Source organism: Arthrobacter ruber (assembly GCF_002954225.1).
In the GTDB taxonomy this organism is placed as follows: Bacteria; Actinomycetota; Actinomycetes; order Actinomycetales; family Micrococcaceae; genus Arthrobacter_D; species Arthrobacter_D ruber.
In genome coordinates this window covers 59,462-80,248 of record NZ_PPTH01000018.1, presented here as the reverse complement: position 1 = coordinate 80,248, position 20,787 = coordinate 59,462, and the positions used below count along the sequence as shown (strand labels likewise).

Annotated in this window: 22 protein-coding genes; 12 read left to right on the top strand and 10 right to left on the bottom strand. The window is 71.0% G+C overall.

Features of this window, described 5'->3' with window-relative positions:
* Positions 1 to 68: 68 nt before the first annotated feature.
* Both CI785_RS14215 and CI785_RS14210 read right to left on the bottom strand, forming a co-directional pair.
* Entirely contained in the window at positions 69 to 914 is an 846-nt protein-coding gene (locus tag CI785_RS14215) for a glutamate ABC transporter substrate-binding protein (RefSeq protein WP_105032759.1), read from the bottom strand.
* A gap of 56 nt (positions 915 to 970) precedes the next feature.
* Complete coding sequence (locus CI785_RS14210; protein WP_105032758.1) at positions 971 to 1,747, bottom strand: amino acid ABC transporter ATP-binding protein; 777 nt, start codon at positions 1,745 to 1,747, stop codon at positions 971 to 973.
* 116 nt (positions 1,748 to 1,863) lie between these two features.
* Between CI785_RS14210 and CI785_RS14205 the strand changes: the two genes are divergently transcribed.
* The 5 genes from CI785_RS14205 (at position 1,864) to CI785_RS14185 (ending at position 5,343) form a co-directional block, all read left to right on the top strand.
* On the top strand, positions 1,864 to 2,754 hold the full coding sequence (locus CI785_RS14205; protein WP_105032757.1) for an LOG family protein: 891 nt from the start codon (positions 1,864 to 1,866) through the stop codon (positions 2,752 to 2,754).
* A gap of 40 nt (positions 2,755 to 2,794) precedes the next feature.
* Positions 2,795 to 3,199 carry a DivIVA domain-containing protein gene (locus CI785_RS14200; protein ID WP_105032756.1) on the top strand — a complete coding sequence of 135 codons (405 nt, stop codon included), beginning with the start codon at positions 2,795 to 2,797 and terminating at the stop codon, positions 3,197 to 3,199.
* The gene (locus tag CI785_RS14195; protein WP_105032755.1) at positions 3,196 to 3,798 is read left to right on the top strand and encodes a DNA-3-methyladenine glycosylase I; all 603 of its coding nucleotides are present in this window, start codon (positions 3,196 to 3,198) and stop codon (positions 3,796 to 3,798) included. The genes CI785_RS14200 and CI785_RS14195 overlap by 4 nt, the downstream gene beginning before the upstream one ends.
* Positions 3,795 to 5,012, top strand: a complete 1,218-nt coding sequence (locus CI785_RS14190) for a hypothetical protein (RefSeq protein ID WP_157940280.1) — start codon at positions 3,795 to 3,797, stop codon at positions 5,010 to 5,012. Before CI785_RS14195 ends, CI785_RS14190 begins: the two co-directional genes overlap by 4 nt.
* A 163-nt stretch (positions 5,013 to 5,175) precedes the next feature.
* Positions 5,176 to 5,343 (top strand): DUF3117 domain-containing protein, encoded by a 168-nt coding sequence (locus CI785_RS14185; protein ID WP_104117134.1) that lies wholly within the window; start codon positions 5,176 to 5,178, stop codon positions 5,341 to 5,343.
* 43 nt (positions 5,344 to 5,386) lie between these two features.
* Here the strand turns inward: CI785_RS14185 and CI785_RS14180 are convergent, their stop codons facing one another.
* Positions 5,387 to 6,025 carry an O-methyltransferase gene (locus tag CI785_RS14180; protein WP_105032753.1) on the bottom strand — a complete coding sequence of 213 codons (639 nt, stop codon included), beginning with the start codon at positions 6,023 to 6,025 and terminating at the stop codon, positions 5,387 to 5,389.
* Between the two features lie 308 nt (positions 6,026 to 6,333).
* Here CI785_RS14180 and sigE point away from each other — a divergent pair, with 308 nt between their 5' ends.
* The 3 genes from sigE to CI785_RS14165 all read left to right on the top strand — a co-directional run bounded on the left by sigE (position 6,334) and on the right by CI785_RS14165 (position 8,491).
* Positions 6,334 to 6,978 carry an RNA polymerase sigma factor SigE gene (gene sigE / locus CI785_RS14175; RefSeq protein WP_105033211.1) on the top strand — a complete coding sequence of 215 codons (645 nt, stop codon included), beginning with the start codon at positions 6,334 to 6,336 and terminating at the stop codon, positions 6,976 to 6,978.
* A 5-nt stretch (positions 6,979 to 6,983) separates the two neighbouring features.
* Positions 6,984 to 7,976, top strand: a complete 993-nt coding sequence (locus CI785_RS14170) for an anti-sigma factor family protein (RefSeq protein ID WP_105032752.1) — start codon at positions 6,984 to 6,986, stop codon at positions 7,974 to 7,976.
* A gap of 110 nt (positions 7,977 to 8,086) precedes the next feature.
* On the top strand, positions 8,087 to 8,491 hold the full coding sequence (locus tag CI785_RS14165) for a sec-independent translocase (protein ID WP_105032751.1): 405 nt from the start codon (positions 8,087 to 8,089) through the stop codon (positions 8,489 to 8,491).
* Between the two features lie 104 nt (positions 8,492 to 8,595).
* Here the strand turns inward: CI785_RS14165 and CI785_RS14160 are convergent, their stop codons facing one another.
* The 3 genes from CI785_RS14160 to CI785_RS14150 are packed head-to-tail and all read right to left on the bottom strand — an operon-like array spanning position 8,596 to position 11,598.
* Positions 8,596 to 9,714 (bottom strand): Mrp/NBP35 family ATP-binding protein, encoded by a 1,119-nt coding sequence (locus CI785_RS14160; RefSeq protein ID WP_105033209.1) that lies wholly within the window; start codon positions 9,712 to 9,714, stop codon positions 8,596 to 8,598.
* 8 nt (positions 9,715 to 9,722) lie between these two features.
* Positions 9,723 to 10,322: a DUF1003 domain-containing protein gene (locus CI785_RS14155; protein WP_105033210.1), complete on the bottom strand. Its 600-nt coding sequence runs from the start codon at positions 10,320 to 10,322 to the stop codon at positions 9,723 to 9,725.
* On the bottom strand, positions 10,315 to 11,598 hold the full coding sequence (locus CI785_RS14150; RefSeq protein WP_105032750.1) for a magnesium transporter MgtE N-terminal domain-containing protein: 1,284 nt from the start codon (positions 11,596 to 11,598) through the stop codon (positions 10,315 to 10,317). Before CI785_RS14150 ends, CI785_RS14155 begins: the two co-directional genes overlap by 8 nt.
* A gap of 134 nt (positions 11,599 to 11,732) precedes the next feature.
* On the opposite strand from CI785_RS14150, the gene CI785_RS14145 reads away from it, so the two are divergent.
* A complete protein-coding gene (locus tag CI785_RS14145) occupies positions 11,733 to 12,650 on the top strand; it encodes a YflT domain-containing protein (protein WP_240615213.1) in 918 nt (305 codons plus the stop codon).
* A 111-nt stretch (positions 12,651 to 12,761) separates the two neighbouring features.
* Here CI785_RS14145 and CI785_RS14140 read toward each other — a convergent pair whose 3' ends face one another.
* On the bottom strand, positions 12,762 to 14,342 hold the full coding sequence (locus CI785_RS14140) for an aminopeptidase P family protein (protein ID WP_240615212.1): 1,581 nt from the start codon (positions 14,340 to 14,342) through the stop codon (positions 12,762 to 12,764).
* On the opposite strand from CI785_RS14140, the gene CI785_RS17190 reads away from it, so the two are divergent.
* Together CI785_RS17190 and CI785_RS14135 are read left to right on the top strand one after the other, a co-directional pair.
* Positions 14,335 to 14,529, top strand: a complete 195-nt coding sequence (locus tag CI785_RS17190) for a hypothetical protein (protein WP_157940279.1) — start codon at positions 14,335 to 14,337, stop codon at positions 14,527 to 14,529. The two genes, CI785_RS14140 and CI785_RS17190, sit on opposite strands and share 8 nt — an antisense overlap.
* A gap of 82 nt (positions 14,530 to 14,611) precedes the next feature.
* Entirely contained in the window at positions 14,612 to 15,454 is an 843-nt protein-coding gene (locus CI785_RS14135) for a PHP domain-containing protein (protein ID WP_105032748.1), read from the top strand.
* Positions 15,455 to 15,471: 17 nt separating this feature from the next.
* Here the strand turns inward: CI785_RS14135 and CI785_RS14130 are convergent, their stop codons facing one another.
* The 3 genes from CI785_RS14130 to CI785_RS14120 form a co-directional block, all read right to left on the bottom strand.
* A complete protein-coding gene (locus tag CI785_RS14130; protein ID WP_240615211.1) occupies positions 15,472 to 16,341 on the bottom strand; it encodes a DNA-methyltransferase in 870 nt (289 codons plus the stop codon).
* Positions 16,342 to 16,347: 6 nt separating this feature from the next.
* Positions 16,348 to 18,045 carry a DEAD/DEAH box helicase gene (locus tag CI785_RS14125; RefSeq protein WP_105033206.1) on the bottom strand — a complete coding sequence of 566 codons (1,698 nt, stop codon included), beginning with the start codon at positions 18,043 to 18,045 and terminating at the stop codon, positions 16,348 to 16,350.
* Positions 18,046 to 18,310: 265 nt separating this feature from the next.
* Entirely contained in the window at positions 18,311 to 19,861 is a 1,551-nt protein-coding gene (locus CI785_RS14120; RefSeq protein ID WP_420808249.1) for an RNB domain-containing ribonuclease, read from the bottom strand.
* Positions 19,862 to 20,001: 140 nt separating this feature from the next.
* Between CI785_RS14120 and CI785_RS14115 the strand changes: the two genes are divergently transcribed.
* Positions 20,002 to 20,724 carry a ferritin-like fold-containing protein gene (locus CI785_RS14115; RefSeq protein WP_105032746.1) on the top strand — a complete coding sequence of 241 codons (723 nt, stop codon included), beginning with the start codon at positions 20,002 to 20,004 and terminating at the stop codon, positions 20,722 to 20,724.
* Positions 20,725 to 20,787: the final 63 nt, after the last annotated feature.

The window sequence follows — 20,787 nt, the reverse complement described above, 5'->3', positions numbered from 1 at the left end:
TTCCTGGTGGGGAACATGGCATCGGTGGGGTGGTCCGGGCGGACCACCCCACCGATGCGAACGGTCGACTAGGCGCAGGGCGCCGGCGTCGGCGGGTTCAGCTCGGCGTTGAAGGTGTAGTCGGCACCCTCGGTGTTGCTGGTGATCGCTTCCTCCCACGCGCCGTCCTCGATCATCTTCGTGATGGCCGCGTTGATGTCCTCGCACCTGTCGCTGCCCTTGGGCAGGCCGACACCGTAGTTCTCCTCGGAGAACGTGTTGCCGACGACCTTGAACTTGCCGGCGTTGGCCTCCTGGGCGGCGAGGCCGGCGAGGATGATGTCATCGGTGGTGACGGCGTCGATCTGGCCGCCGCCCATCGCGGTGACGCACTCGGCGTAGCCCGGCTGCTCGACGAGCTGCACGCCCGGGTACTGGTCCTTGATCTTCTGTGCCGAGGTGGAGCCGGTGACCGAGCAGAGGTTCTTGCCCTCGAGGTCCTCGGGTCCGGTGATGTCGCTGTCCGTCGGGACGAGCAGGTCCTGGCCCGCGACGAAGTACGGACCGGCGAAGTCGACGGTCTGCTTGCGGGTGTCGGTGATGGAGTAGGTCGCGAAGATCATGTCCACCTGGTTGTTGGACAGCAGGTTCTCGCGGTTGGCGGACGGGGCCTCCACGAACTCGATGTTCTCCTCGGTCACGCCGAGCTCGTTCGCCACGTACTTCGCGACGTCGACGTCGAAGCCGGAGTAGGAGCCGCCCTCGTCGTAGCCGAGACCGGGCTGGTCGAACTTGATGCCGATGCGGAGGCTCTCGCCACCGCCGGCCTCGCCGCTGCTCCCGCTGTCGGCGCTCTCGCCGCCGCCGCCACAGGCGGACAGCGTCAGTGCGGCCACCGCGGCCACCGCGGCTGCTGCGTATCGGGTCTTCTGCATTGGTTCTCCTTGCGTTCCGGCCTCGAGGGCCTGGTGGATGCGGGTGATGTGAGGGGTCAGTGCGAGAGGATCTTGCCGAGGAAGTCCCTGGCGCGCTCGCTCTGCGGATTGGTGAAGAACTCCTCGGGCGTGGCCTGTTCCACGATCTGTCCGTCGGCCATGAAGATCACACGGTCGGCGGCGCGGCGGGCGAAGCCCATCTCGTGGGTCACCACGATCATGGTCATGCCGTCCTTCGCGAGGGACACCATCGCGTCGAGCACCTCGTTGATCATCTCCGGGTCCAGTGCGGACGTGGGCTCGTCGAAGAGCATGACCTTCGGCTTCATGGCGAGGGCCCGGGCGATCGCCACGCGCTGCTGCTGGCCGCCGGAGAGCTGGGCCGGGAGTTTCTGCGCCTGGTTGTCCACGCCGACCCGCTTGAGGAGCGACATCGCCAGCTCCTTGGCCTCGCCGGCCTTCATGCCCTTGACCTTCACGGGACCCAGGGTCACGTTCTCGAGGATCGACTTGTGGGCGAAGAGATTGAAGGACTGGAAGACCATCCCCACGTCGGCGCGGAGTTTCGCGAGGGCCTTGCCTTCGGCGGGCAGCACCTTGCCGTCGATGGCGATCTCGCCGTCGTCGATGGTCTCGAGGCGGTTGATCGCGCGGCAGAGCGTCGACTTCCCGGACCCCGACGGTCCGATGACCACCAGGACCTCACCGCGGGCCACCTCGAGATTGATGTCCCGGAGCACGTGCAGGTCCCCGAAGTGCTTGTTCACGTTCTTGAGGGAGACGAGGGGTCCTCCCGAGGACGCGGGCGTAGCCGGCAGCGGTTCACTTGTCATGGGAGAAATCTAGCGAACTATTCCTCGCCGGCAATACACAGCGTCGGATTGGGCGCGATCGTGATTCAAGAGCAACCAAAGCCCCGGGAGCGCGGGGCGTTGGTTAGCCTAGGAAAATGTCTCCTTCCCAGCACCCGTCCGCCGATGACGACGCCCGGCTCCCCGCACCGCACGACGACGGGCAGGCGCGATCCGCCCTGTCCGGTCCGGGTGCATCGAGCGGGGCGTCCAACGGGACGTCGGTCCAGCCGTTCGAGGCAGCCGCCGCAGGCAGGGCGACCAGGCGCAAGGGATCGGTGGAGCTGAGGCGGGGCCAGGCCACGGTGCCGCAAGCGGACAACATGCTCCTCGACGCCGACGACAACGGCGGCTTCACGCGCACCGACCCGTGGCGGGTGCTGCGGATCCAGAGCGAGTTCGTGGAGGGTTTCGGGACGCTGGCCGACCTCGGGCCTGCCATCAGCGTCTTCGGGTCGGCGCGGACCGCGCGCGACTCCGCCTTCTACGCCATCGGCGAGGAGGTGGGCCGCCGGCTGGTGGAGGCGGGCTACGCCGTCATCACCGGGGGAGGCCCCGGTGCCATGGAGGCCGCGAACAAGGGCGCCTGTGAGGCGGGTGGGACCTCCGTGGGGCTGGGGATCGAGCTGCCGTTCGAGCAGGGCATGAACGAGTGGGTGGACCTCGGGATCAACTTCCGGTACTTCTTCGCCCGCAAGACCATGTTCGTCAAGTACGCGAGCGGGTTCGTCGTACTGCCCGGAGGCTTCGGCACGCTCGACGAACTGTTCGAGGCCATGACCCTCGTGCAGACCCGCAAGGTCACCTCGTTCCCGATCGTGCTCGTCGGCGTCGCCTACTGGCAGCCGCTCCTCGACTGGATCGAGGGCACGCTGCTGGCCGAGGGAACCATCTCCGAGAAGGACCTCTCGCTGCTGCAGCTCGTCGAGACCGCGGAGGAGGCCGTGACGATCGTCGCGGCGTCGGCCGGCCACGAGCACGGCGTCTGAGCAGCCCCGTCCCCGCTGACGACTCTGGCACCATTGCCGTGTGACTATTCTCCTGGTGATCCTCGCCATCCTGCTGGTGGGAGGGACCGCGGTCCTCGCCTCGGGGCGGCCGCTTCCCGTGCCCTCGCAGCGGCTGTCCGCCGCCGTGCAGCCCGACTCCGGGCGCTCCGGAGCCGGCTCGACGGACGACGACGCCGGGGACACCGCGCCACGGTGGAACGGTCTCGGCCTCGTGGAACCGGTCGCCTCGCTGCCGCCGGTCCTGCTGCCGGACGCGCCGTCCGCGCGGGACGTCGACGCCCTCCGCTTCGGCCTCGGACTCCGTGGTTACCGCATGGACCAGGTGGACGAGGTCCTCGACCGGCTGGCCGCAGCGCTCGAGGAACGCGACGCCGTGATCTCGGAGCTGCGTGCCCGGCTCGCCGGACGGGACGCCGGACGGTGAGCGGAGCCGTTCCCGGCTCCGACGGCAGGCCGCGGTGCGGCTGGGCGGTCTCGAGCCCGGACTACGAGCGCTACCACGACGAGGAATGGGGGCGTCCGGTCCGGGGGGAGGCCGCCCTGTTCGAACGGTTGAGCCTCGAGGCCTTCCAGTCGGGACTGAGCTGGATCACGATCCTGCGGAAGCGCGAGGCCTTCCGTCGGGCGTTCGCGGAGTTCGATCCCGCGGTGGTCGCGGGCTTCGGTGCCGGTGACGTCGACCGGCTCCTCGCCGACGCGGGGATCGTCCGGAACCGGCAGAAGATCGACGCCACGATCGTCAATGCCCGGGCGCTGCTCGCGCTCCCGGACGGGACCACCCTCGCCTCGGTCCTCGAGAGTCACCGCCCCGTCCCCGGCCCGGCGCCCACGGTGCCGGCGGACGTCCCGGCGATCACGTCCGAGAGCACGGCGCTGGCACGCGAGCTGAAGCATCTCGGGTTCCGCTTCGTGGGGCCCACGACCGCCTACGCCATGATGCAGGCCACCGGGTACGTCAACGACCACCTGCGGAAGTGCTGGGTGCGGTCCGTGATCCCCGGTGCCGGCGTGCCCGTTCCATGAGCCGTACGGGCACGACCCCGACCCGCCGGCCCACGGTGTCCGTGCCGCACTGGTCTCTGCAGGTGCTGGCCGTCTTCCTCGCCGGGCGCATCGTGTCCACCGCCATCCTCCTGCTCGCCGCAGCACGCCAGGAGGCCAGTCCGTGGTCGGGAGCGGCCCCCGGGTACGGCACGTTCATCAACTACTGGGACAGCGGCTGGTACGAGAGGATCTTCACCGAGGGCTACCCGTCCGAGCTGCCCAGGGACGAGCAGGGGGTGGTCGGTCACAACCAGTGGGCGTTCTATCCCGTCTTCCCGGGACTCGTGCGGCTCCTCGATCTGGTCACGGGCCTCGGCTGGGGGATCCTCGCGCCCGTCGTCGCCCTCGCCGCCGCCGCCGGCGCCTCCCTGGTCGTCTACCGCCTCTTCCGTCTGCGGGCCGACCACCGGACCGCCCTGGCCGGCGTCGCCGTGGTGTCCTTCGCCCCCGTCGCGGCGATCCTGCAGGTGCCGTACGCGGAGTCCCTTCACCTGCTGCTCCTCGCTTCCTCGCTCCACCTCGTGGCGACGCAGCGGTACTACAGGGCGATGCCCGTCGTCGTCGTCATGTGCCTCACGCGCCCTGCAGGGGTGCCGTTCGCGCTGATGGTCGGCATCCTCTTCCTCCATGCCCTCTGGACGGCGCGCCGCTCGGGCACCGATCCGTCCGGCCGCCAGCACGCGGCCCGCCAGGTGCTGCCCCTGTTCCTGCTCGGCGTGGTGAGCTCGTGCGCGGCGCTCGCCTGGCCGGCCCTGGCCTGGCTGGTGACGGGGCGCCGCGACGCGTACGTCGCGACGGAGACGGCCTGGCGCGGGGAGCCGCTCGCCCCCTTTCGTCCCTGGTTCGAGGCACCTGCCGCGCTGCTGGGACCCGGTGCGGCGGCGCTGCTGGTGGCGGGTCTGCTGATCGGTGTCACCGCGCTCTTCCTCACGCCGGCCGTGCGCTCGACGGGGCTCGTCCTGGGAGCCTGGTGCGCCGGGTACATCCTGTACCTGGCGGCCTTCTGGGACCCGCAGTCGAGCACGTGGCGCATCCTGACGCCGCTCTTCCCGCTGGCGCTCGCCGTGGTGACCGCCCGGAGGGGGCGGCTCCTGTGGGTGGTGCTGCCGGTGTCGGTCGCACTCCAGTTCCTCTGGGTGGACTGGCTGTGGGGCTGGACGCAGTCCGGACCGGACGGGGATTATCCACCCTGACTGTGACCCACGCCGCACCTGAATTAGCAGGTGCAGGCCTTGTGCTGAATAATGACAGTGATGACGTGCACCGCCGGACCCTCCGCAGGGCGCCGGGTCGGGGCACTGTTTACTGTCGCGCTACCGCTGATCGCGGTGGCGCCCTGTTGAAAGGGACACCCCCATGGCTGCCATGAAACCGCGTACCGGCGATGGACCGATGGAAGTCACCAAGGAGGGGCGCAGCCTCATCATGCGGGTGCCGATCGACGGCGGCGGACGTCTCGTCGTCGAACTCAACGCCGAAGAGGCGGGCAAGCTCAAGGACTGCCTGCTCACCGTCACGAACTAGCCGACGCGAGAGCACCGGGCCCCGCTCGAAGGGCGGGGCCCGGTCAGGCCCGCTGCTTGACCGCCAGGAGGAGTCCGGTGCCGGTCGGCAGGAGAGCGGACACGAGTGCCTCGTTCTCCCGGATGATCCTGCCCACCTGACGCATCGTGTTGGTCGACTGCTCGCGCACGGCCGGTTCCGCGACGCGGTCCTGGTCCAGGGCGTCGTTGATCACCATGATGCCGCCGTCCTTGAGCAGCCGCGTCGCCTGCTCCACGTAGACGGGGAGCCCGGGCTTGTCCGCGTCGATGAAGACGAGGTCGTAGGCCCTGTCGGTGAGTCTCGGCAGCACGTCGGCCGCCCGTCCGGAGATGGTTCGCGTGCGGTTCGACGGGATGCCGGCCTCCGCATACGCCTCCCGGGCCGCCCGCAGGTGGTCGACGTCCGAATCGATGGTCGTGAGCACGGCGTTCCGGCCCAGGCCCCTCAGCAGGCACACGCCCGAGACCCCCGCTCCCGCACCCACCTCGACGGCGGTCGTGGCCTTCGAGGCCGCCGCGAGCACGGTGAGGGCCGCTCCGACCGCCGGTGTCACGGGGGCTACGCCCAGTTCATGGGAGCGGTCGCGCGCCCTGAGCAGGACGTCGTCCTCATCGGGGAGCCCTTCCGTGTAGGACCAGCTGCTGTGTTTGTCGGCGGCCATGGACGTCCGTTCTGTGGTTCGTGGGAGATGGTACGGGTCGGGAGGCTGAAGCCCCGCCCCAACACTACTGTGCCGCACGTGTCCCATCCCACGTGGGACGCGGAGGAGCGGCGGCAGGGTAGCCCACGCACGTACCTGCGGCCGGCACAACACGCCCGGTGCTGCCAGCCAGTTCCCAGCTTCGTGGGAAAGACTTCCATCTCGGGACATCCGGCGCGAGTGCGGTCCCGAATCCCCGGTACATCGTTCACGGCCCCCGCGGCCGGAAGCGGTGCCCGATCGGGAGTCTCGGCGAGAAGGGGTACATGATGTCCAGCGTGAAGGCGGCACAGTCCGCCGAGGTCGTGTCCGGGGCGGACGCGCCGATCCTCGACGAGCACGGCAACCCATGGGTCGCGCCGTCCTGGGAGGAGGTCGTCACCACCTACTCGCCCAAGGTCTACCGCCTCGCCTACCGGCTGACGGGCAACAGATTCGACGCCGAGGACCTCACCCAGGAGGTCTTCGTACGCGTGTTCCGGTCCCTCGCCAACTTCAAGCCGGGCACGCTCGACGGCTGGCTGCACCGCATCACCACGAACCTGTTCCTCGACCAGGCGCGGCGCAAGACCCGTATCCGGTTCGACGGGCTCACGGAAGAGGCGGAGAGCCGCCTGCCGAGCAAGCACCCGGGCCCCGAGCGCAGCTTCGAGTTCAACAACCTCGACATAGACGTCCAGGCCGCCCTCGAGGAACTGCCGCCGGACTTCCGCGCCGCCGTCGTGCTCTGCGACCTCGAGGGCCTCGCCTACGACGAGGTGGCGCACGTGCTCGGCGTGAAGCTCGGCACCGTGCGCTCGCGCATCCATCGCGGACGCACCATGCTGCGCGAGAAGCTCGCCCACCGCGACCCCCGGACCTCCGGCGGGAGCGGGACCGCCCTCGGCGTCCCACGGATCGCCGGCCTGGGCTGAGGACGATGCTTCACCCCCGTCGCTCGCTGCAGGACCTCGTGGACGGCGAGCTGTCCGACCGACGCCGCATCGCCGTGGAGCGGCACGTCTCCCGCTGCTCGGCATGCGCGGAGACCGTCACCCGCCTCCGCGGCCTCAAGAGCGCCCTGCTGGGCCTCTCCAACCCGTCGCCCGATCCGGCACTGCAGCGCCGCCTTCTCTCACCGGGCTTCGAGTCCTCCCTGAAGTCCTCCGGCGCGTCCTCCCCGCACGGGCATGACGTGCGCTCGGGGTCCAGCTCAGCCTTCGTCCGCGCGCATCACGAGCGGACCTCCCCACGGCGTCGGCACCGCACGCTCCTCGTGGCGGGCGGCTCGGCGGTCGCCGCGACCACCGTCCTCGCCGGGGCGTACGTGGTCGGGGCGGAGGTCCCCCCGGAAGCAGTCGGGAGCGGTTCCGGGACAGCGGCGCTGCGCTCCGGCTGGGAGTCGGTGGCACCGCGGACGCCCACCTACCTGGACGCCGGCCAGCTCGAGACGCTGCGCGCCGGAGGCTGGTACTGCCCCGAGCTCGAGTCCCTCGGCTTCACACTGAGCAGCGCCGAGGGCATCACCGTGGGCGGGCGGCCCACCCTGGAACTCGTCCTCGAGAACGACGGCGCCACGGTCACCGTGTACGAGCAACGCAAGGTCGGCGGCGTCCGACAGGCCGGCACGCCGCCCGTGAACGCCGTCACCGGCAACATCGTGACCTCGGACGGCTTCGAGCACATCGGAGGCGCCGACCAGGACCTGTGGGTGCGCTCGGGGGAGCCGTGGCAGGTTGTCCTCGACAACCCGACGGTCACCTACACCGTCGTGTCGGACCTGCCGGCCGCCGCGATGCCGCGTACCCTCAGCCAACTGGTCACCACCGAGCACGCGCAGCTCGCGCTGACGCCGCAGGTACAGGACGACCCGATGATGGAGCGGATCCTCCGGGGCCTCTCGAGGATCACGCATCCCCTGGCCGGCGGCTAGATGACCGTCCGGTGGCTGGGGCGTTAAGCCCCGGTGGCCGTTGTGCTGCCGGTCTCCGGGGGGCGCTTGTCGAATGTGATCGGCGCATGCCGGGAAGGTAGTCTTTTCACGTGTTGGGAATCAACGGCCTCGAACTCGTGGTCCTGGCGATCATCGCCGTCGTGGTGCTCGGCCCGGAGCGTCTTCCGGAGTACGCGGCCCAACTGGCACGGCTCGTGAAGGGTCTGCGGCGTATGGCGACCGGCGCCCGCGAACAGCTCCGCGAAGAGGTGGGCCCCGAACTGGACGAGGTGGACTGGCGCAAGCTCGACCCGCGCCAGTACGATCCCCGCCGCATCATCAAGGAGGCACTCCTCGACGACATCGAGGACGTGTTCAAGCCCGTCAGCGCCGGGGCGCCGAAGCCCGCGGTCACCGCCGCGGTGTCCAGCGCCACCCGTCCTGCCGTGTCCGTGCCGGTCGGTCCCCGGCTCGCAGCCGGCCAACCCGCGCCCTACGACCGCGAAGCCACCTAGGCCCTCCCCGCGGGGCAGGCGACGGCGGTGGTCCCGCTCGCCGGACCGGTGGTCGGTCAGCCATGGACTGTCCCACGCGGACAGGGCGGAGCCGTCGCCTCGCTTCAGCGCACGCTCACGGGAAGCTTGAGCCCCTCCAGGCCGCGGGGTCGGCGTGCCAGGGTGGACGCGATCGCGGTGAGCTCCTCGCGTGCCCTCGATTCCATCCGCGAGAGCACCAGGGGTGTGCCGGCGTCGCCGCCCTCGCGGAGCGACACATCCAGCGGGATGCTGCCCAGAAGCGGGATCCCGGTATCGAGCGTCGCCGACAGCCGTGCCGCCACCGTGCTCCCTCCGCCGGCGCCGAACAGCTCGAGCCGCCCGCCGTCGGGCAGTTCCAGCCATGACATGTTCTCGATGACCCCGGCCACCCGCTGGCCGGTCTGCGCCGCCATGGAGCCCGCCCGCTCGGCGACGTCGGCGGCCGCGCTCTGCGGCGTCGTCACCACCAGCAGTTCGGACGACGGCAGCAGCTGGGCCACGGAGATGGCGATGTCGCCGGTGCCCGGCGGGAGGTCGAGGAAGAGCGCGTCCAGGTCGCCGAAGTACACGTCGGTGAGGAACTGCTCGAGCGCGCGGTGCAGCATGGGCCCGCGCCAGGAGACGGGCTGGTTGCCCTCCACGAACATGCCGATCGAGATGACCTTCACGCCGTGGGCGACGGGCGGGAGGATGAGTTCGTCGACGCGCGTGGGCTGCTGCGTGATGCCCATCAGGGCGGGGACGGAGAAGCCGTGCACGTCCGCGTCCACGATGCCCACCCGCAGCCCCTGCGCGGCCATGGCGGTCGCGAGGTTCACGGTCACGCTGGACTTGCCGACACCGCCCTTGCCGCTGGCCACGGCGTACACGCGCGTGAGCGACGACGGCTCGTTGAAGGGGATGCCGCGCCGCCCGCCGGCGCCCTTCAGCCGCTCCTTCAGGGCGTCACGCTGGGCCTGGTCCATGACGCCCAGTTCCACCTCGACGGCGTCCACGCCCTCGACCGCGGCCAGCGCGGCCTCGGTGTCCTGCACGATCGTGTCCCGCAGCGGACAGCCGGAGATGGTCAGCAGGACGCGGACGCGGACCGTCCGGCCCTCGACGGACACGGCGTCGAGCATCCCGAGTTCGGCGATGGGCCGGCGAAGCTCGGGATCGATCACCGTGCCGAGGGCAGCACGGACGGCCGCCTCGTCGGGCATGGCGCGGCTCACCGGGAGGGTTTCCTCCCGGCGGGCTGCACCTTCGGCAGCGTCACCGTGTTGTCCGACGGCTTGCGAGGCTTCCGTTTCTGCAGGGTCAGCTCCTGGCCATCGGTCGTTTCGAGCAGCTCCTCGAGGATGGAGCGCAGCTCGGACCGCACGTAGTCGCGTGTCGCCACCTCACGCAGGGCGATGCGCAGGTCCGCGATCTCCCGCGTCAGGTACTCGGTGTCGGAGAGGTTCCGTTCGGCGCGCTGGCGGTCCTCACGCATGGAGACGCGGTCGCGGTCGTCCTGGCGGTTCTGCGCGAGCAGCAGCAGGGGTGCGGCGTAGGAGGCCTGCAGGGAGAGCATCAGGGTCAGTGCCGTGAACCCGAGTGCCGCGCTGTCGAAGCGCGCGTTCTCCGGAGCGATGGTGTTCCACGTCAGCCAGACCACGACGAAGACCGTCATGTAGAAGAGGAACTGCGGTGTGCCCATGAAACGGGCGATGTTCTCCGTGCCGCTGCCGAAGCGGTCCGGGTTCGGTCGCAGGCGCGGAAGGATGCGCTTGCGCGCCTCGCGGGGGGTGTCCAGCCCACGCGAAGTGGATCTCGTCCTCTCAGCCACGGCGATCACCTCGTTTCGGTACGGTCGTGTCGTCCTGTGCCCGCCAGTCGTCGGGCAGCAGATGGTCCAGCACGTCGTCGACGGTCACGGCGCCCACGAGGCGTCCTTCGGTGTTGACGACGGGTACGGAGTTCAGGTTGTAGGTCGCGAGGATCCTCGAGACCTCGCTCACGGCCGCCTGGTCGCCGATCGCCTCGAGGTCCGCGTCGATGATGTTGCCGAGCGGCTCCGGTGGCGGATACCGCAGGAGCTGCTGGATGTGCACCACGCCGAGGTAGCGCCCTGTGGGCGTCTCGAGGGGTGGCCGGCACACGAAGATCGACGACGCGAGCGCGGGCGTCAGCTCCTCGCGCCGCACATGGGCGAGCGCCTCCGCGACGGTCGCCTCCGGCGGGAGGATCACCGGCACGGTGGTCATGAGGGAACCGGCCGTGCCCTCCTCGTACTCGAGCAGGCGGCGTACGTCCTCGGCGTCGTCGGGCTCCATGAGCTGGAGGAGCTCCTCCTTCTGCGCCTCGGGCAGTTCGTTGAGGAGGTCGGCAGCGTCGTCGGGGTCCATCTCCTCGAGCACGTCGGCCGCGCGCTCGAGCGAGAGGGACGTGAGGATCTGCACCTGGTCGTCGTCGGGCAGTTCCTGGAGGATGTCCGCGAGGCGGTCGTCCTGGAGCTCGCCCGCCACCTCGAGGCGCCGCTTGTCGTTCATCTCGTGCATCGCGTCCGCGAAGTCCGCCGCCTTCAGGTCGTCGTGCTGGGCGACGAACTGCGTGGCGCCCTGCGGCTCGTCCGTGCCACCGTGCAAGGCGTCGAGCCAGTCGATGATGAGCCGCTCGCCTCCCCGGCGCAGTCCGCGCAGGGGCGATACCGCGCCACCGCGGCGCACGAACAGCTGGGAGACGTGCCAGTCGCCGGCGCGGTTGCGTTCCATGGCGATGTCCTCGACGACGGCGCTCCCGCTGCCGTCACGCAGCGTGAGCCGGCGGTCGAAGAGTTCGGCCACGACGAGCATCTCGGCACCGCGCTGCTCGAAGCGGCGGAGGTTGACCAGGCCCGTGCAGATGATCTGCGACGGGTCCATCGACGTGATGCGCGTCATCGGGACGAAGACGCGCTTCTTGCCGGGCACCTCGACCACCAGACCCACGACCTGCGGCGCCTTCGCGGGGCCGCGGTCGAGCACGACGGCGTCCCGCAGGCGGCCCAGGCGATCGCCGAGCGGGTCGAAGACGTCCAGGCCCAGCAGTCGGGCGACGAAGACGCGGGTGGGGTTGGTAGTCACAGTCCTAGGCTATCGGGCGCGGAGGGCTCGGGCGGCATCGGCCGTCCGGAGGAGGGGAGGCGTGCGGCCGGCGGATCGACGGCTCCCCGCACCCGATCTCCCGCGCTCGCGGGGGTTAGGCAAGAATGGACACCATGTCGACACCACCTCTTGGAACAACAGCCTCCCGCGATTCGGGCCGGGTCCTGCCCACGGGCGAGACCATCGGCCGCTACACCAGCTACCTGGACGCCCAGAAAGCCGTCGACTACCTCGCGGACAACAAGTTCGCCGTCCAGCGGGTCGCCATCATCGGCAACGACCTGAAGACCGTGGAGCGCGTCACGGGACGGTTGAGCTACCCGCGGGTGGCGCTGGGCAGCGCCGCCACCGGAGCCTGGTTCGGGCTCTTCGTCGGCCTGATCCTGAGCCTGTTCGGCGACAGCGAATCCACGATCACCATCGTCTCCTCGATCGCCCTGGGTGCCATCTTCTGGCTGCTCTTCGGAGTCCTGACCTACACGTTCCAGCGGGGCCGGCGCGATTTCACGTCCACGAGCCAGGTCATCGCGACCAGCTACGACGTCATCGTGGAGCCGAGCCTGGCCGGTGAAGCCCGACGCCTCCTGCAGCAGCTGCCCATGAACGGGCAGGCGCAGCATCCGGGCGGCGCGCCCACGGGCTGGGGCCAGACGCCGGGGCAGGCACCGGGGCAGGGGCAGGCGCCGCAGCAGCCGGCACCCGAGCGTCCTGCCGGATGGAACGACCCCTACGCGGGCCAGCCGATCCAGCCCCAGCCCGAGGGCGGGGAGGGCGGGACCGCGGGTCCCGGCACCACCGGACCCCGCCGGGGACAGTTCCCCGACCTCCCCGACGGCAGGCCCCAGTACGGCGTGCGCGTCGACGACCAGCCCGCCGTGACCGCGGCGCCTGATGGGACCGGGGCCACGCCGGCGGGAGCGACCGGGGCTCCTGGAGGGCCCGGCCAGGACGCGACGCCGGGCGCCGAGCGCCCCGGGGACGACGAGCGCCCCGGCAGCCACGGATCGTCCGCTGCCGGCGGGACGCGGTAGCGGCTCCTGCCGCCGGGCCACGGCGGAGCACGCCCGCGGCATGACGGAGGCCGGGACCCGCGGGTCCCGGCCTCCGTCATGTCCCGACCCGTCGCGGGCCGTCCGGGAGGGCTACTCCCCGGTGCTGCCCCAGATGCCCGCCATCCAGTCCTCGACGTCGTCGGGGTTGCGGGGGAGGGCGGCGCTGAGGTTGACCGGACCGTCGGCCGTCATGAGGATGTCGTCCTCGATACGCACGCCGATGCCCCGGTACTCCTCGGGGACCGCGAGGTCCTCGGCCTTGAAGTAGAGGCCCGGCTCGATGGTGAACACCATCCCCTCGGTGAGGACCCCGTCCAGGTACAGCTCGCGCTTGGCCTGCGCGCAGTCGTGGACGTCCATCCCCAGGTGGTGGCTCGTGCCGTGCGGCATCCAACGGCGGTGGTGCTGGCCCTCGGGGGAGAGCGCCTCCTCGAGCGGGACGGGCAGCAGCCCCCAGGCGTCGAGGTTCTCGGCGAGGACAGTGACGGCGGCCTGGTGCACCTCGCGGAACTTCCGGCCGGGCTGTGCGGCGGCGAAGCCGGCGTCGGCGGCGTCGAGCACCGCCTGGTACACCTTGCGCTGGATGTCCGTGTACTGCCCGGTGACGGGGAGGGTCCTGGTGATGTCCGCGGTGTAGAGGCTCTCGGCCTCGACGCCGGCGTCGAGCAGGAGCAGGTCCCCGGCCCTCACCTGGCCGGTATTGCGGATCCAGTGCAGCGTGGTGGCGTTGTTGCCCGACGCGGCGATGGTGTCGTACCCGAGATCGTTGCCCTCCTCGCGCGCCCGGGCGAAGAATGCACCCTCGACCACACGTTCGCCGCGAGGATGGGTGAGGGCGCGGGGGAGCGCGCGGACCACGTCGTGGAAGCCCTCGACGGTCGCGGCCACGGCCGCCTCCATCTGCTCGACCTCCCAGGAGTCCTTGAGGAGCCTGAGCTCGGAGAGCGCCTCGGCGAGGATCGCGTCGAGGGCGTCGGCCTTCTCGAGGTCCACGCCGGTGTTGATGCGTGAGGTGTCCACGAGGGCGTCGGCGTTCAGGTCCACCTCGCGGAGCAGTCGGATGCTCATCCCGCCGATCTCGGGCACGCCCGCGTCCTTCGTGATGGCGAGCTCGAGCTCGGCGAGGTCGGCCGTCTCGAGGTCCAGCTGGGCGTTGATCTGCGCCATGGACAGGCGCTGCCCGATCCAGAACTCACCGTAGCGGGCGTTGGCGTAGAACTCGGCGCTGTCGCGGCCCGCGAGTTCACGGAAGTACAGCGTGGCGGTGTGGTTCCCGCCGTCGTCGCCCTCTCCCGGCTCGGCGGGTTCGAGGACCAGCACGGCGTCCGGCTCGTGGTCCAGTCCGAGTCCGGTCAGGTGCGCGAACCCGGAGTGCGGGCGGTACCGGTAGTCGGTGTCGTTGGAGCGGACCTTGAACGGGCCGGCGGGGATCACGAGGCGCTCGCCGGGGAACCGGTCGGAGACGGCACGACGGCGGCGGGCTGCGTGCTCGGCGACGGGGGCCACGGGCGGGAGGTCCTCCGATGCCGGCGCCCAGCTGCCGGCCATGAACGCCTTGAAGGCGTCGGAGTCGGGCCGCTGGGAGCGGTTCTCGTTGCGGTCGGACAGCGGTTGGCCCTCCGGTGCGTCGGTGGGGATGGCGGATGCGGGGAATGTGTCGTCGGTGCTCACACCGCCATCGTCCCACTCCCGCCGCGGGTCCGGGAAGTCCGGCCCCGTGCGCCTCGTCCACGCCGGCAGGCTGCGCGTCGTGGAGCACGCCGACCCGCCGGCCGGGGCGGCGGACACGCACCGCCGCAGCGCCGACGGGCACGCGCGCGGCCTGCTCCTCCCGGTGGCGGGACGACGCCGCCCCTAGCAGGCTCGGCGCACGCGGTCCCGGATCGTCCGGCGTGCCTACCGTGGCCGGGCCCCACGCCGGCGGCGCGTAGATTGGTTCGGTGAGAATCGACCTGCACACGCACTCGAACGTCTCGGACGGCACCGAGGACCCCGACGTCCTCATCGCCTCCGCGGCCGCCGCCGGCCTCGACGCCGTCGCGCTGACCGATCACGACTCCACGGCCGGCTGGGACAGGGCCAGGGCCGCCGCGGAGGGGCTCGGCATCAGCTTCGTCCCGGGCATGGAGGTCTCCTGCCGCACGGACACCGGCATCAGCGTGCACGTGCTGTCCTACCTGCACGACCCGCTGCACGCCGGGCTGCGTGAGGAGATCGAGAAGTCGCGGGAGGCGCGGCTGACGCGGGCACGGCGCATGGTCGAGCTGATGGCCGGCGACTTCCCCATCACGTGGGACCTGGTGCTCCGGCACGTGACCGAGGGCGCCACCGTGGGACGCCCGCACATCGCCGACGCGCTGATCGCCCTCGGGATCGTGAAGACGCGCTCGGAGGCCTTCGACCGCATCCTGACGGCGCGATCGCCCTACTGGGTCAGCCACTACGCACCGCACCCCGCCGCAGCCGTCGCCCTCATCCGGGACGCCGGCGGCGTCCCGGTGTTCGCCCACCCGTCGGCGTTCAACCGCGGAGCGGTGGTCGGAGGCGCCGTGATCCACGAGATGATCGATGCGGGCCTGCTGGGTCTGGAGGTGGAGCACCGGGACAACCCCGAGGAGGCGCGTGTGGAACTGCGGAGGATCGCGCGGGACCGGGGGCTGCTCGTCACCGGATCGAGCGACTACCACGGCAGCGGGAAGCCGAACCTGCTCGGCGAGAACGTCACCGCGAGGGAGACCCTCGAGGCCATCACGGGCCTCGGGACGGGTACGGCGGTCAGCTAGGCGGGCGCCGTCGGGCGTCAGGTCCAGGGCGACAGGCGCGTGCGCATGACCTCGACGGCCTGCGGGTTGCTGTCCACGCAGACGAAGCGGCGGCCGAGCTTCCCCGCCACGGCGCCCAGGGTCCCCGAGCCGGCGAAGAAATCCAGCACCCAGTCGCCCTCGCGGCTGCTCGCCGCGACGGCGCGCCGCAGCAGGCCCTCGGGTTTCTGGGTGGGGTAGCCGGTCTTCTCCCGGCCGGTCGGGGACACGATGGTATGCCACCACACGTCGGTGGGGAGCTTGCCGAGGGCCGCCTTCTCCGCCGTGACCAGGCCCGGCGCCATGTACGGTTCCCGGTCCACCTCGTCGCTGCTGAAGAAGTAGCCGGACGGGTTCTTGACGTACACGAGGATGTTGTCGTGCTTGGCAGGCCATTTGCGCTTGGCCCGCGCACCGTAGTCGTACGCCCAGATGATCTCGTTCAGGAAGCAGTCGCGCCCGAACAGGGCATCCAGCATGACTTTCGCGTAGTGCACCTCGCGGTAGTCGAGGTGCAGGTAGAGCGTGCCGTCGTCGGCCAGGAGCCGCCACGCCTCGGCGAGTCTCGGCGCGAGGAAGTCCCAGTAGTCCTCGAAGGCGTCGTCGTAGCTCGCGAGCATGCCTTTGACGGTCGAGTAGGACAGACCCTTGAAGCCCACGCGGTCCCCGGCGCCCTCCACCGCCCGCACCATCGTGGTCTGCTGGCGGCGCTGCACCCTGCCCGTGTTGAAGGGCGGGTCCACGTAGATCATCGTGAAGGCCGCGTCCGGCAGCGTGGCGAGGTACTCCGCGTTGTCCGCGTGCACCACGAGGTTGGCGCCGTCCGCGCTCCACGAGGGAGGCACGGACGGCGCAGGGAGCTCCGTCACCGGGGGTCAGTCCTCCGCGCCGCCGGCAGGCTTCGCGACGACCTCGCCGTTGCGGCGGCGGGTCCGGCTGCGGCGCTGGCGGTCGCCCGCGGGTGCCTCGCCCTCACCGGCGGGACGACGACGGCGTCCGCCCTCGGGCGCGTCACCGGCGGCGACGGCCGGGGCCTGGGCGTCGGCGGACGCGTCGGCCGGACGGTTGCCCCCGCGGCCACGGCCACGAGCACCCCGCGAGCCCTCGCCGGAGGAGTCGCCCTCCCGGCGCTGGACGCCGCGTCCGCGACCGCGACCGCCGTCGTTCCCGGCGCCCTCCTGGCGTGGGCTGCCGCCGCGCTTGCCGGTCTCGCCGAGGTCCTCGAGCACCTCGGCCTGGATGCCGGCGAGCTTGCGGTCCTTGCGGGGCAGGCGTCCCTTGGTGCCCTCGGGGATGTCGAGGTCCGTGTAGAGGTGCGGCGACGAGGAGTAGGTCTCCACGGGCTCGGGCGTGTCGAGTCCGAGCGCCTTGTTGATCAGGCCCCAGCGGGGGACGTCGTCCCAGTCCACGAACGTGACCGCGGTGCCCTTCTTGCCGGCACGGCCCGTGCGGCCCACGCGGTGCAGGTAGGCCTTCTCGTCCTCGGGGCACTGGTAGTTGATGACGTGGGTGATGTCCTCGACGTCGATGCCGCGCGCGGCGACCTCCGTGGCGACGAGGACGTCGATCTTGTCGCCGCGGAAGGCCCGCAGCGCCTGCTCGCGGGCGCCCTGGCCGAGGTCGCCGTGGATGGCGCCGGCCGCGAAGCCGCGGTCGATCAGTTCCTCGGACAGCTTCGCGGCGGTGCGCTTGGTCTTGCAGAAGATGATGGCGCGGCCGCGGTTGCGGGACTGCAGGATGCGGGCCACCACCTCGGCCTTGTCCAGGTTGTGCGCGCGGTAGATGACCTGGCGGATGTCCTTCTTGGTGATGCCCTCGTCCTCGGGATCCGCGGCACGGATGTGCGTGGGCTGCGTCATGTAGCGGCGTGCCATCGCGATGACGGGGCCGGGCATGGTCGCGGAGAACAGGAGCGTCTGGCGCACCGGCGGCGTCGCGGCGATCAGCGTCTCGACGTCGGGCAGGAAGCCGAGGTCCAGCATCTCGTCGGCCTCGTCCAGCACCACGATCTTGACGTTCTTGAGTACCAGCAGCTTCTGCCGGTACAGGTCGATCAGGCGCCCGGGCGTGCCGACCACGATCTCGACGCCCTTCTTGATGGCCTCGATCTGGGGCTCGTAGGCGCGACCGCCGTAGATGGTGACGATCCGCGCGTTGCGCTTCTTCGCCGCCGTCGTGAGGTCGTTGGCCACCTGGACGGCGAGCTCGCGCGTCGGGACGACGACGAGGGCCTGCGGGGCGCCGGGGACCGGGAGCTGCTCGTAGCCGGCGTCGTCGGGACCGACGACACGCTGGATGGCCGGGATGCCGAAGCCGAGGGTCTTCCCCGTACCGGTCTTCGCCTGGCCGATGATGTCGTGCCCGCCGAGCGCGATCGAGAGTGTCATCGCCTGGATGGGGAAGGGGTGGAGGATGCCGGCGTCGGCGAGGGACTCGACGATGTCGGGGCGGACGTTGAAGTCCGCGAAGGTCTCGGCGACGGCCGCGTGCGGCTCGTCGGTGGTGACCAGCGTCTCCTCGACGTCGATGGCGTCGACCGAATCGTCGGCGACGAGGTGGTGGGCATCCGTCACCGGGGTGTTGCCTGAGTTGATGTCGTGCACGTTCTACCGTTCATTCAGGCCCCGCGGCCGCTGAGGCTCGACGCCCCCGGTGGAATCCATCGAAGGGCGGAGCGAATCGGCGGACGCTGAGGCGTCCAGTGGAAGCCGATCGCGGGCTTGCAACTGCATGCGGGCTGCGGAGGGAGACCTGCGCCTGCGGGAAAACTCGGGATCGAGTAGGTACTGCGGGTTATCGCGTGATAACGACCGGGCATCCATTACTACGCCTCTCAGACTACCCTGCCCGCTCCCGCTGGGCGTCATTGCGCGCCTGGAGGTGCGCATCGGTCGGTTTGACCTCGAAGCGCAGGCGGCGACGCGCGATGTCGGCCTCGAGCAGCACCACGGTCACGCGCTCGCCGGCGACGAGCTCCCCGTAGCACTTGGCCTCGAGCGGCGGCTCGGTGACCTGCACGGTCCCGGACAGCCGGGGCGCCTGCTTGCCGGGGGCGTCCTCGACGGCGGGAGGGGAGCCCTGCAGGACCACGGCGGAGAACGCCTCGCCGATGCGGTTGCTCAGGAGGGCGGCCTGCACCGCGTCCATCGCGCCCGAGTCGAGCCGGGAAGCCGTCTGGTTGGAGGACGCCATGAGGGCGTTCAGGTCCGGCAGGGCGGCGCGGACCCAGTCGGGGACCTCCTCGCCCGCGCACAGCGACGCGCAGGTCACGAGGACGAACCGGTCCACGAGGCGCCGCAGGGGAGCCGTGGTGTGGGCGTACGGTGCGGCGATGGCGGACTGGACGACGGCGTCGGGCACCCGGCCGTCGAAGGCGGTGTAGCCGGCGCCGCGGAACAGCGAGGCCGCGGCGTGCATCAGCGCGAGCTGGCGGGGGTCGGCGACGTCGAGGGTCCGCAGGAACGCCCCGTAGGGCATGTCCTCCGGCCAGGGATGCTCGAGGGCCTCGGACTGGCGCCGGAACTTGGCCAGCGCGCCGTCGTCGGGCTCGGGCATGGTGCGCAGGATGCCGATACCGCCGTCGATCATCATGCGGGCTGCAGCCATGCCGGTCATCAGCGAGATCTGGGCGTTCCAGTCCTCGCACGGCAGGGCGGGTTCCGTCACGATCGCGTAGCTCTCGCCGTCGTGCGTGATCTCCTGGCGGGGCAGGTTGAGGCTCGCGCCGCCGCGGTCGAGCTCCTGCTGGATGCGGAGCGTGCCGATCTCGCGCAGGAGGAGGAGCTGCTCATCGGCGGTGCCGGCGTCGATGTCCGTCTGGACCTGCGCGTAGGTGAGCTGGCGGCGGCTGCGCACGGTGGCGCGGCGGACCGTGACCGACTGCACCTGCGCCCCGGCGTCGAGCCGGAAGTGCCAGACGAACGCCGGGCGGTCCCGGTCGGGCAGGAGGCTCGCGGCGTTCTCGGAGACCACCTCGGGGTGCAGGGAGATCCGCCCGTCGGGGGCGTACAGGGTCTGCCCGCGGAGCCGCGCCTCGCGGTCGATCGCGCCCCCCGGCCGGACGAAGAGCGGGACGTCCGCGATGGCGTACCGGACCTCGTAGCCGTCCGGGGTGTCCTGCGTCCCGTCGTTCGCCGGCGTACCCGGCAGCCGCGCGAGATGCACGGCCTGATCGAGGTCGGTGGAGCCGGGCGGGTCGATCGTGAGGAACGGCAGGGCACGGAGATCCTCCGGCGGGAGGCCGGAGGCCGCCACCGCCTCCTCCGCCTCGCCGAGGACCTCCGGCGGGAAGTCCTCGCGGATCTCGAGTTCTTCACGCAGGGCACGCAGCGACTCGGTGAGGCGCTGCTGGGACTCCCGGTCCCTGAGATCCATATGCTGTGCGGGCACAGGCATTACGGTAACGCACGTCACAGACACGCGGCACGTCCGCCACTGGGCGGAACCCGAGGTTGCTACGCGTGCCCGGGCCGGCGTCCGGCGCCGTCCTGCAGCTTGCCGCGCCCCGGGGAGTGCGTACTCTTAGCAGAATGAACAACGGCTCCTCCGACAGCACGGCCCTGACCGCGACCCAGCGGGACGCCACCGCCGAGGACGCGTTCGCGAACCCCCTCTACGCGCGTTTCGTCACCGACCTGCTCGGCATCGTGGCCTACGGCGAGCTCTCCGGGTTCGAGCGGCTGTCCTCGGACGCGCGCTTCTCGCCGAGCCTCGCCGACCGTGCGAGCCTGGGCCGGCTGGCCGTGCAGGAGTTCGAGCACTTCGAGATGGTGGGGGCCTTCCTCGCGGACCTGCAGATCACGGTCGAGGACGCCATGACACCGTTCCAGGCATCCATCGATGCGTTCCACGAGCGCACCCGCCCCGGGGACTGGTACGAGTCCCTCATGAAGGCCTACGTCATCGATGCCTTCTCCGGCGACTTCTACCGTGCCCTGGCCGACAGCTTCGATCCGCGGACGCGGGAACTGATCAGCGCGATCGATTCGGGGGACGGCGCGGCCCACCTGCAGCGACGGCTGAAACAGGCCCTCTCGGACGATCCCCGGCTCGCCTCCCGCCTGGCCCTGTGGGGTCGCCGGCTCGTGGGGGAGGCCCTGACCCAGGCGCAGCGCGTAGGCATCGAGCGCCAGTACCTGGCCGGGCTGCTGTTCGCCGACGAGGCGGACCACACCCAGCACACCACGGCGCTGTTCGCGCAGCTGACCCGCAATCACTCCCGGCGTATGAGCGCCCTGGGACTCACGGCATAGGTCGGTGCTTCCCGCCGCTGGTCCGCCGCCGTGCAAAAAGACCCGCGGTCGACGGCGCGAGCG

Coding starts and splice junctions, on each gene's coding strand:
- CI785_RS14210 (WP_105032758.1), bottom strand. CDS start 1,747: ATGACAAGTGAACCGCTGCCGGCTACGCCCGCGTCCTCGGGAGGACCC.
- CI785_RS14185 (WP_104117134.1), top strand. CDS start 5,176: ATGGCTGCCATGAAACCGCGTACCGGCGATGGACCGATGGAAGTCACC.
- sigE (WP_105033211.1), top strand. CDS start 6,334: ATGTCCAGCGTGAAGGCGGCACAGTCCGCCGAGGTCGTGTCCGGGGCG.
- CI785_RS14145 (WP_240615213.1), top strand. CDS start 11,733: ATGTCGACACCACCTCTTGGAACAACAGCCTCCCGCGATTCGGGCCGG.
- CI785_RS14190 (WP_157940280.1), top strand. CDS start 3,795: ATGAGCCGTACGGGCACGACCCCGACCCGCCGGCCCACGGTGTCCGTG.
- CI785_RS14115 (WP_105032746.1), top strand. CDS start 20,002: ATGAACAACGGCTCCTCCGACAGCACGGCCCTGACCGCGACCCAGCGG.
- CI785_RS14160 (WP_105033209.1), bottom strand. CDS start 9,714: ATGCCCGACGAGGCGGCCGTCCGTGCTGCCCTCGGCACGGTGATCGAT.
- CI785_RS14215 (WP_105032759.1), bottom strand. CDS start 914: ATGCAGAAGACCCGATACGCAGCAGCCGCGGTGGCCGCGGTGGCCGCA.
- CI785_RS14180 (WP_105032753.1), bottom strand. CDS start 6,025: ATGGCCGCCGACAAACACAGCAGCTGGTCCTACACGGAAGGGCTCCCC.
- CI785_RS14205 (WP_105032757.1), top strand. CDS start 1,864: ATGTCTCCTTCCCAGCACCCGTCCGCCGATGACGACGCCCGGCTCCCC.
- CI785_RS14170 (WP_105032752.1), top strand. CDS start 6,984: ATGCTTCACCCCCGTCGCTCGCTGCAGGACCTCGTGGACGGCGAGCTG.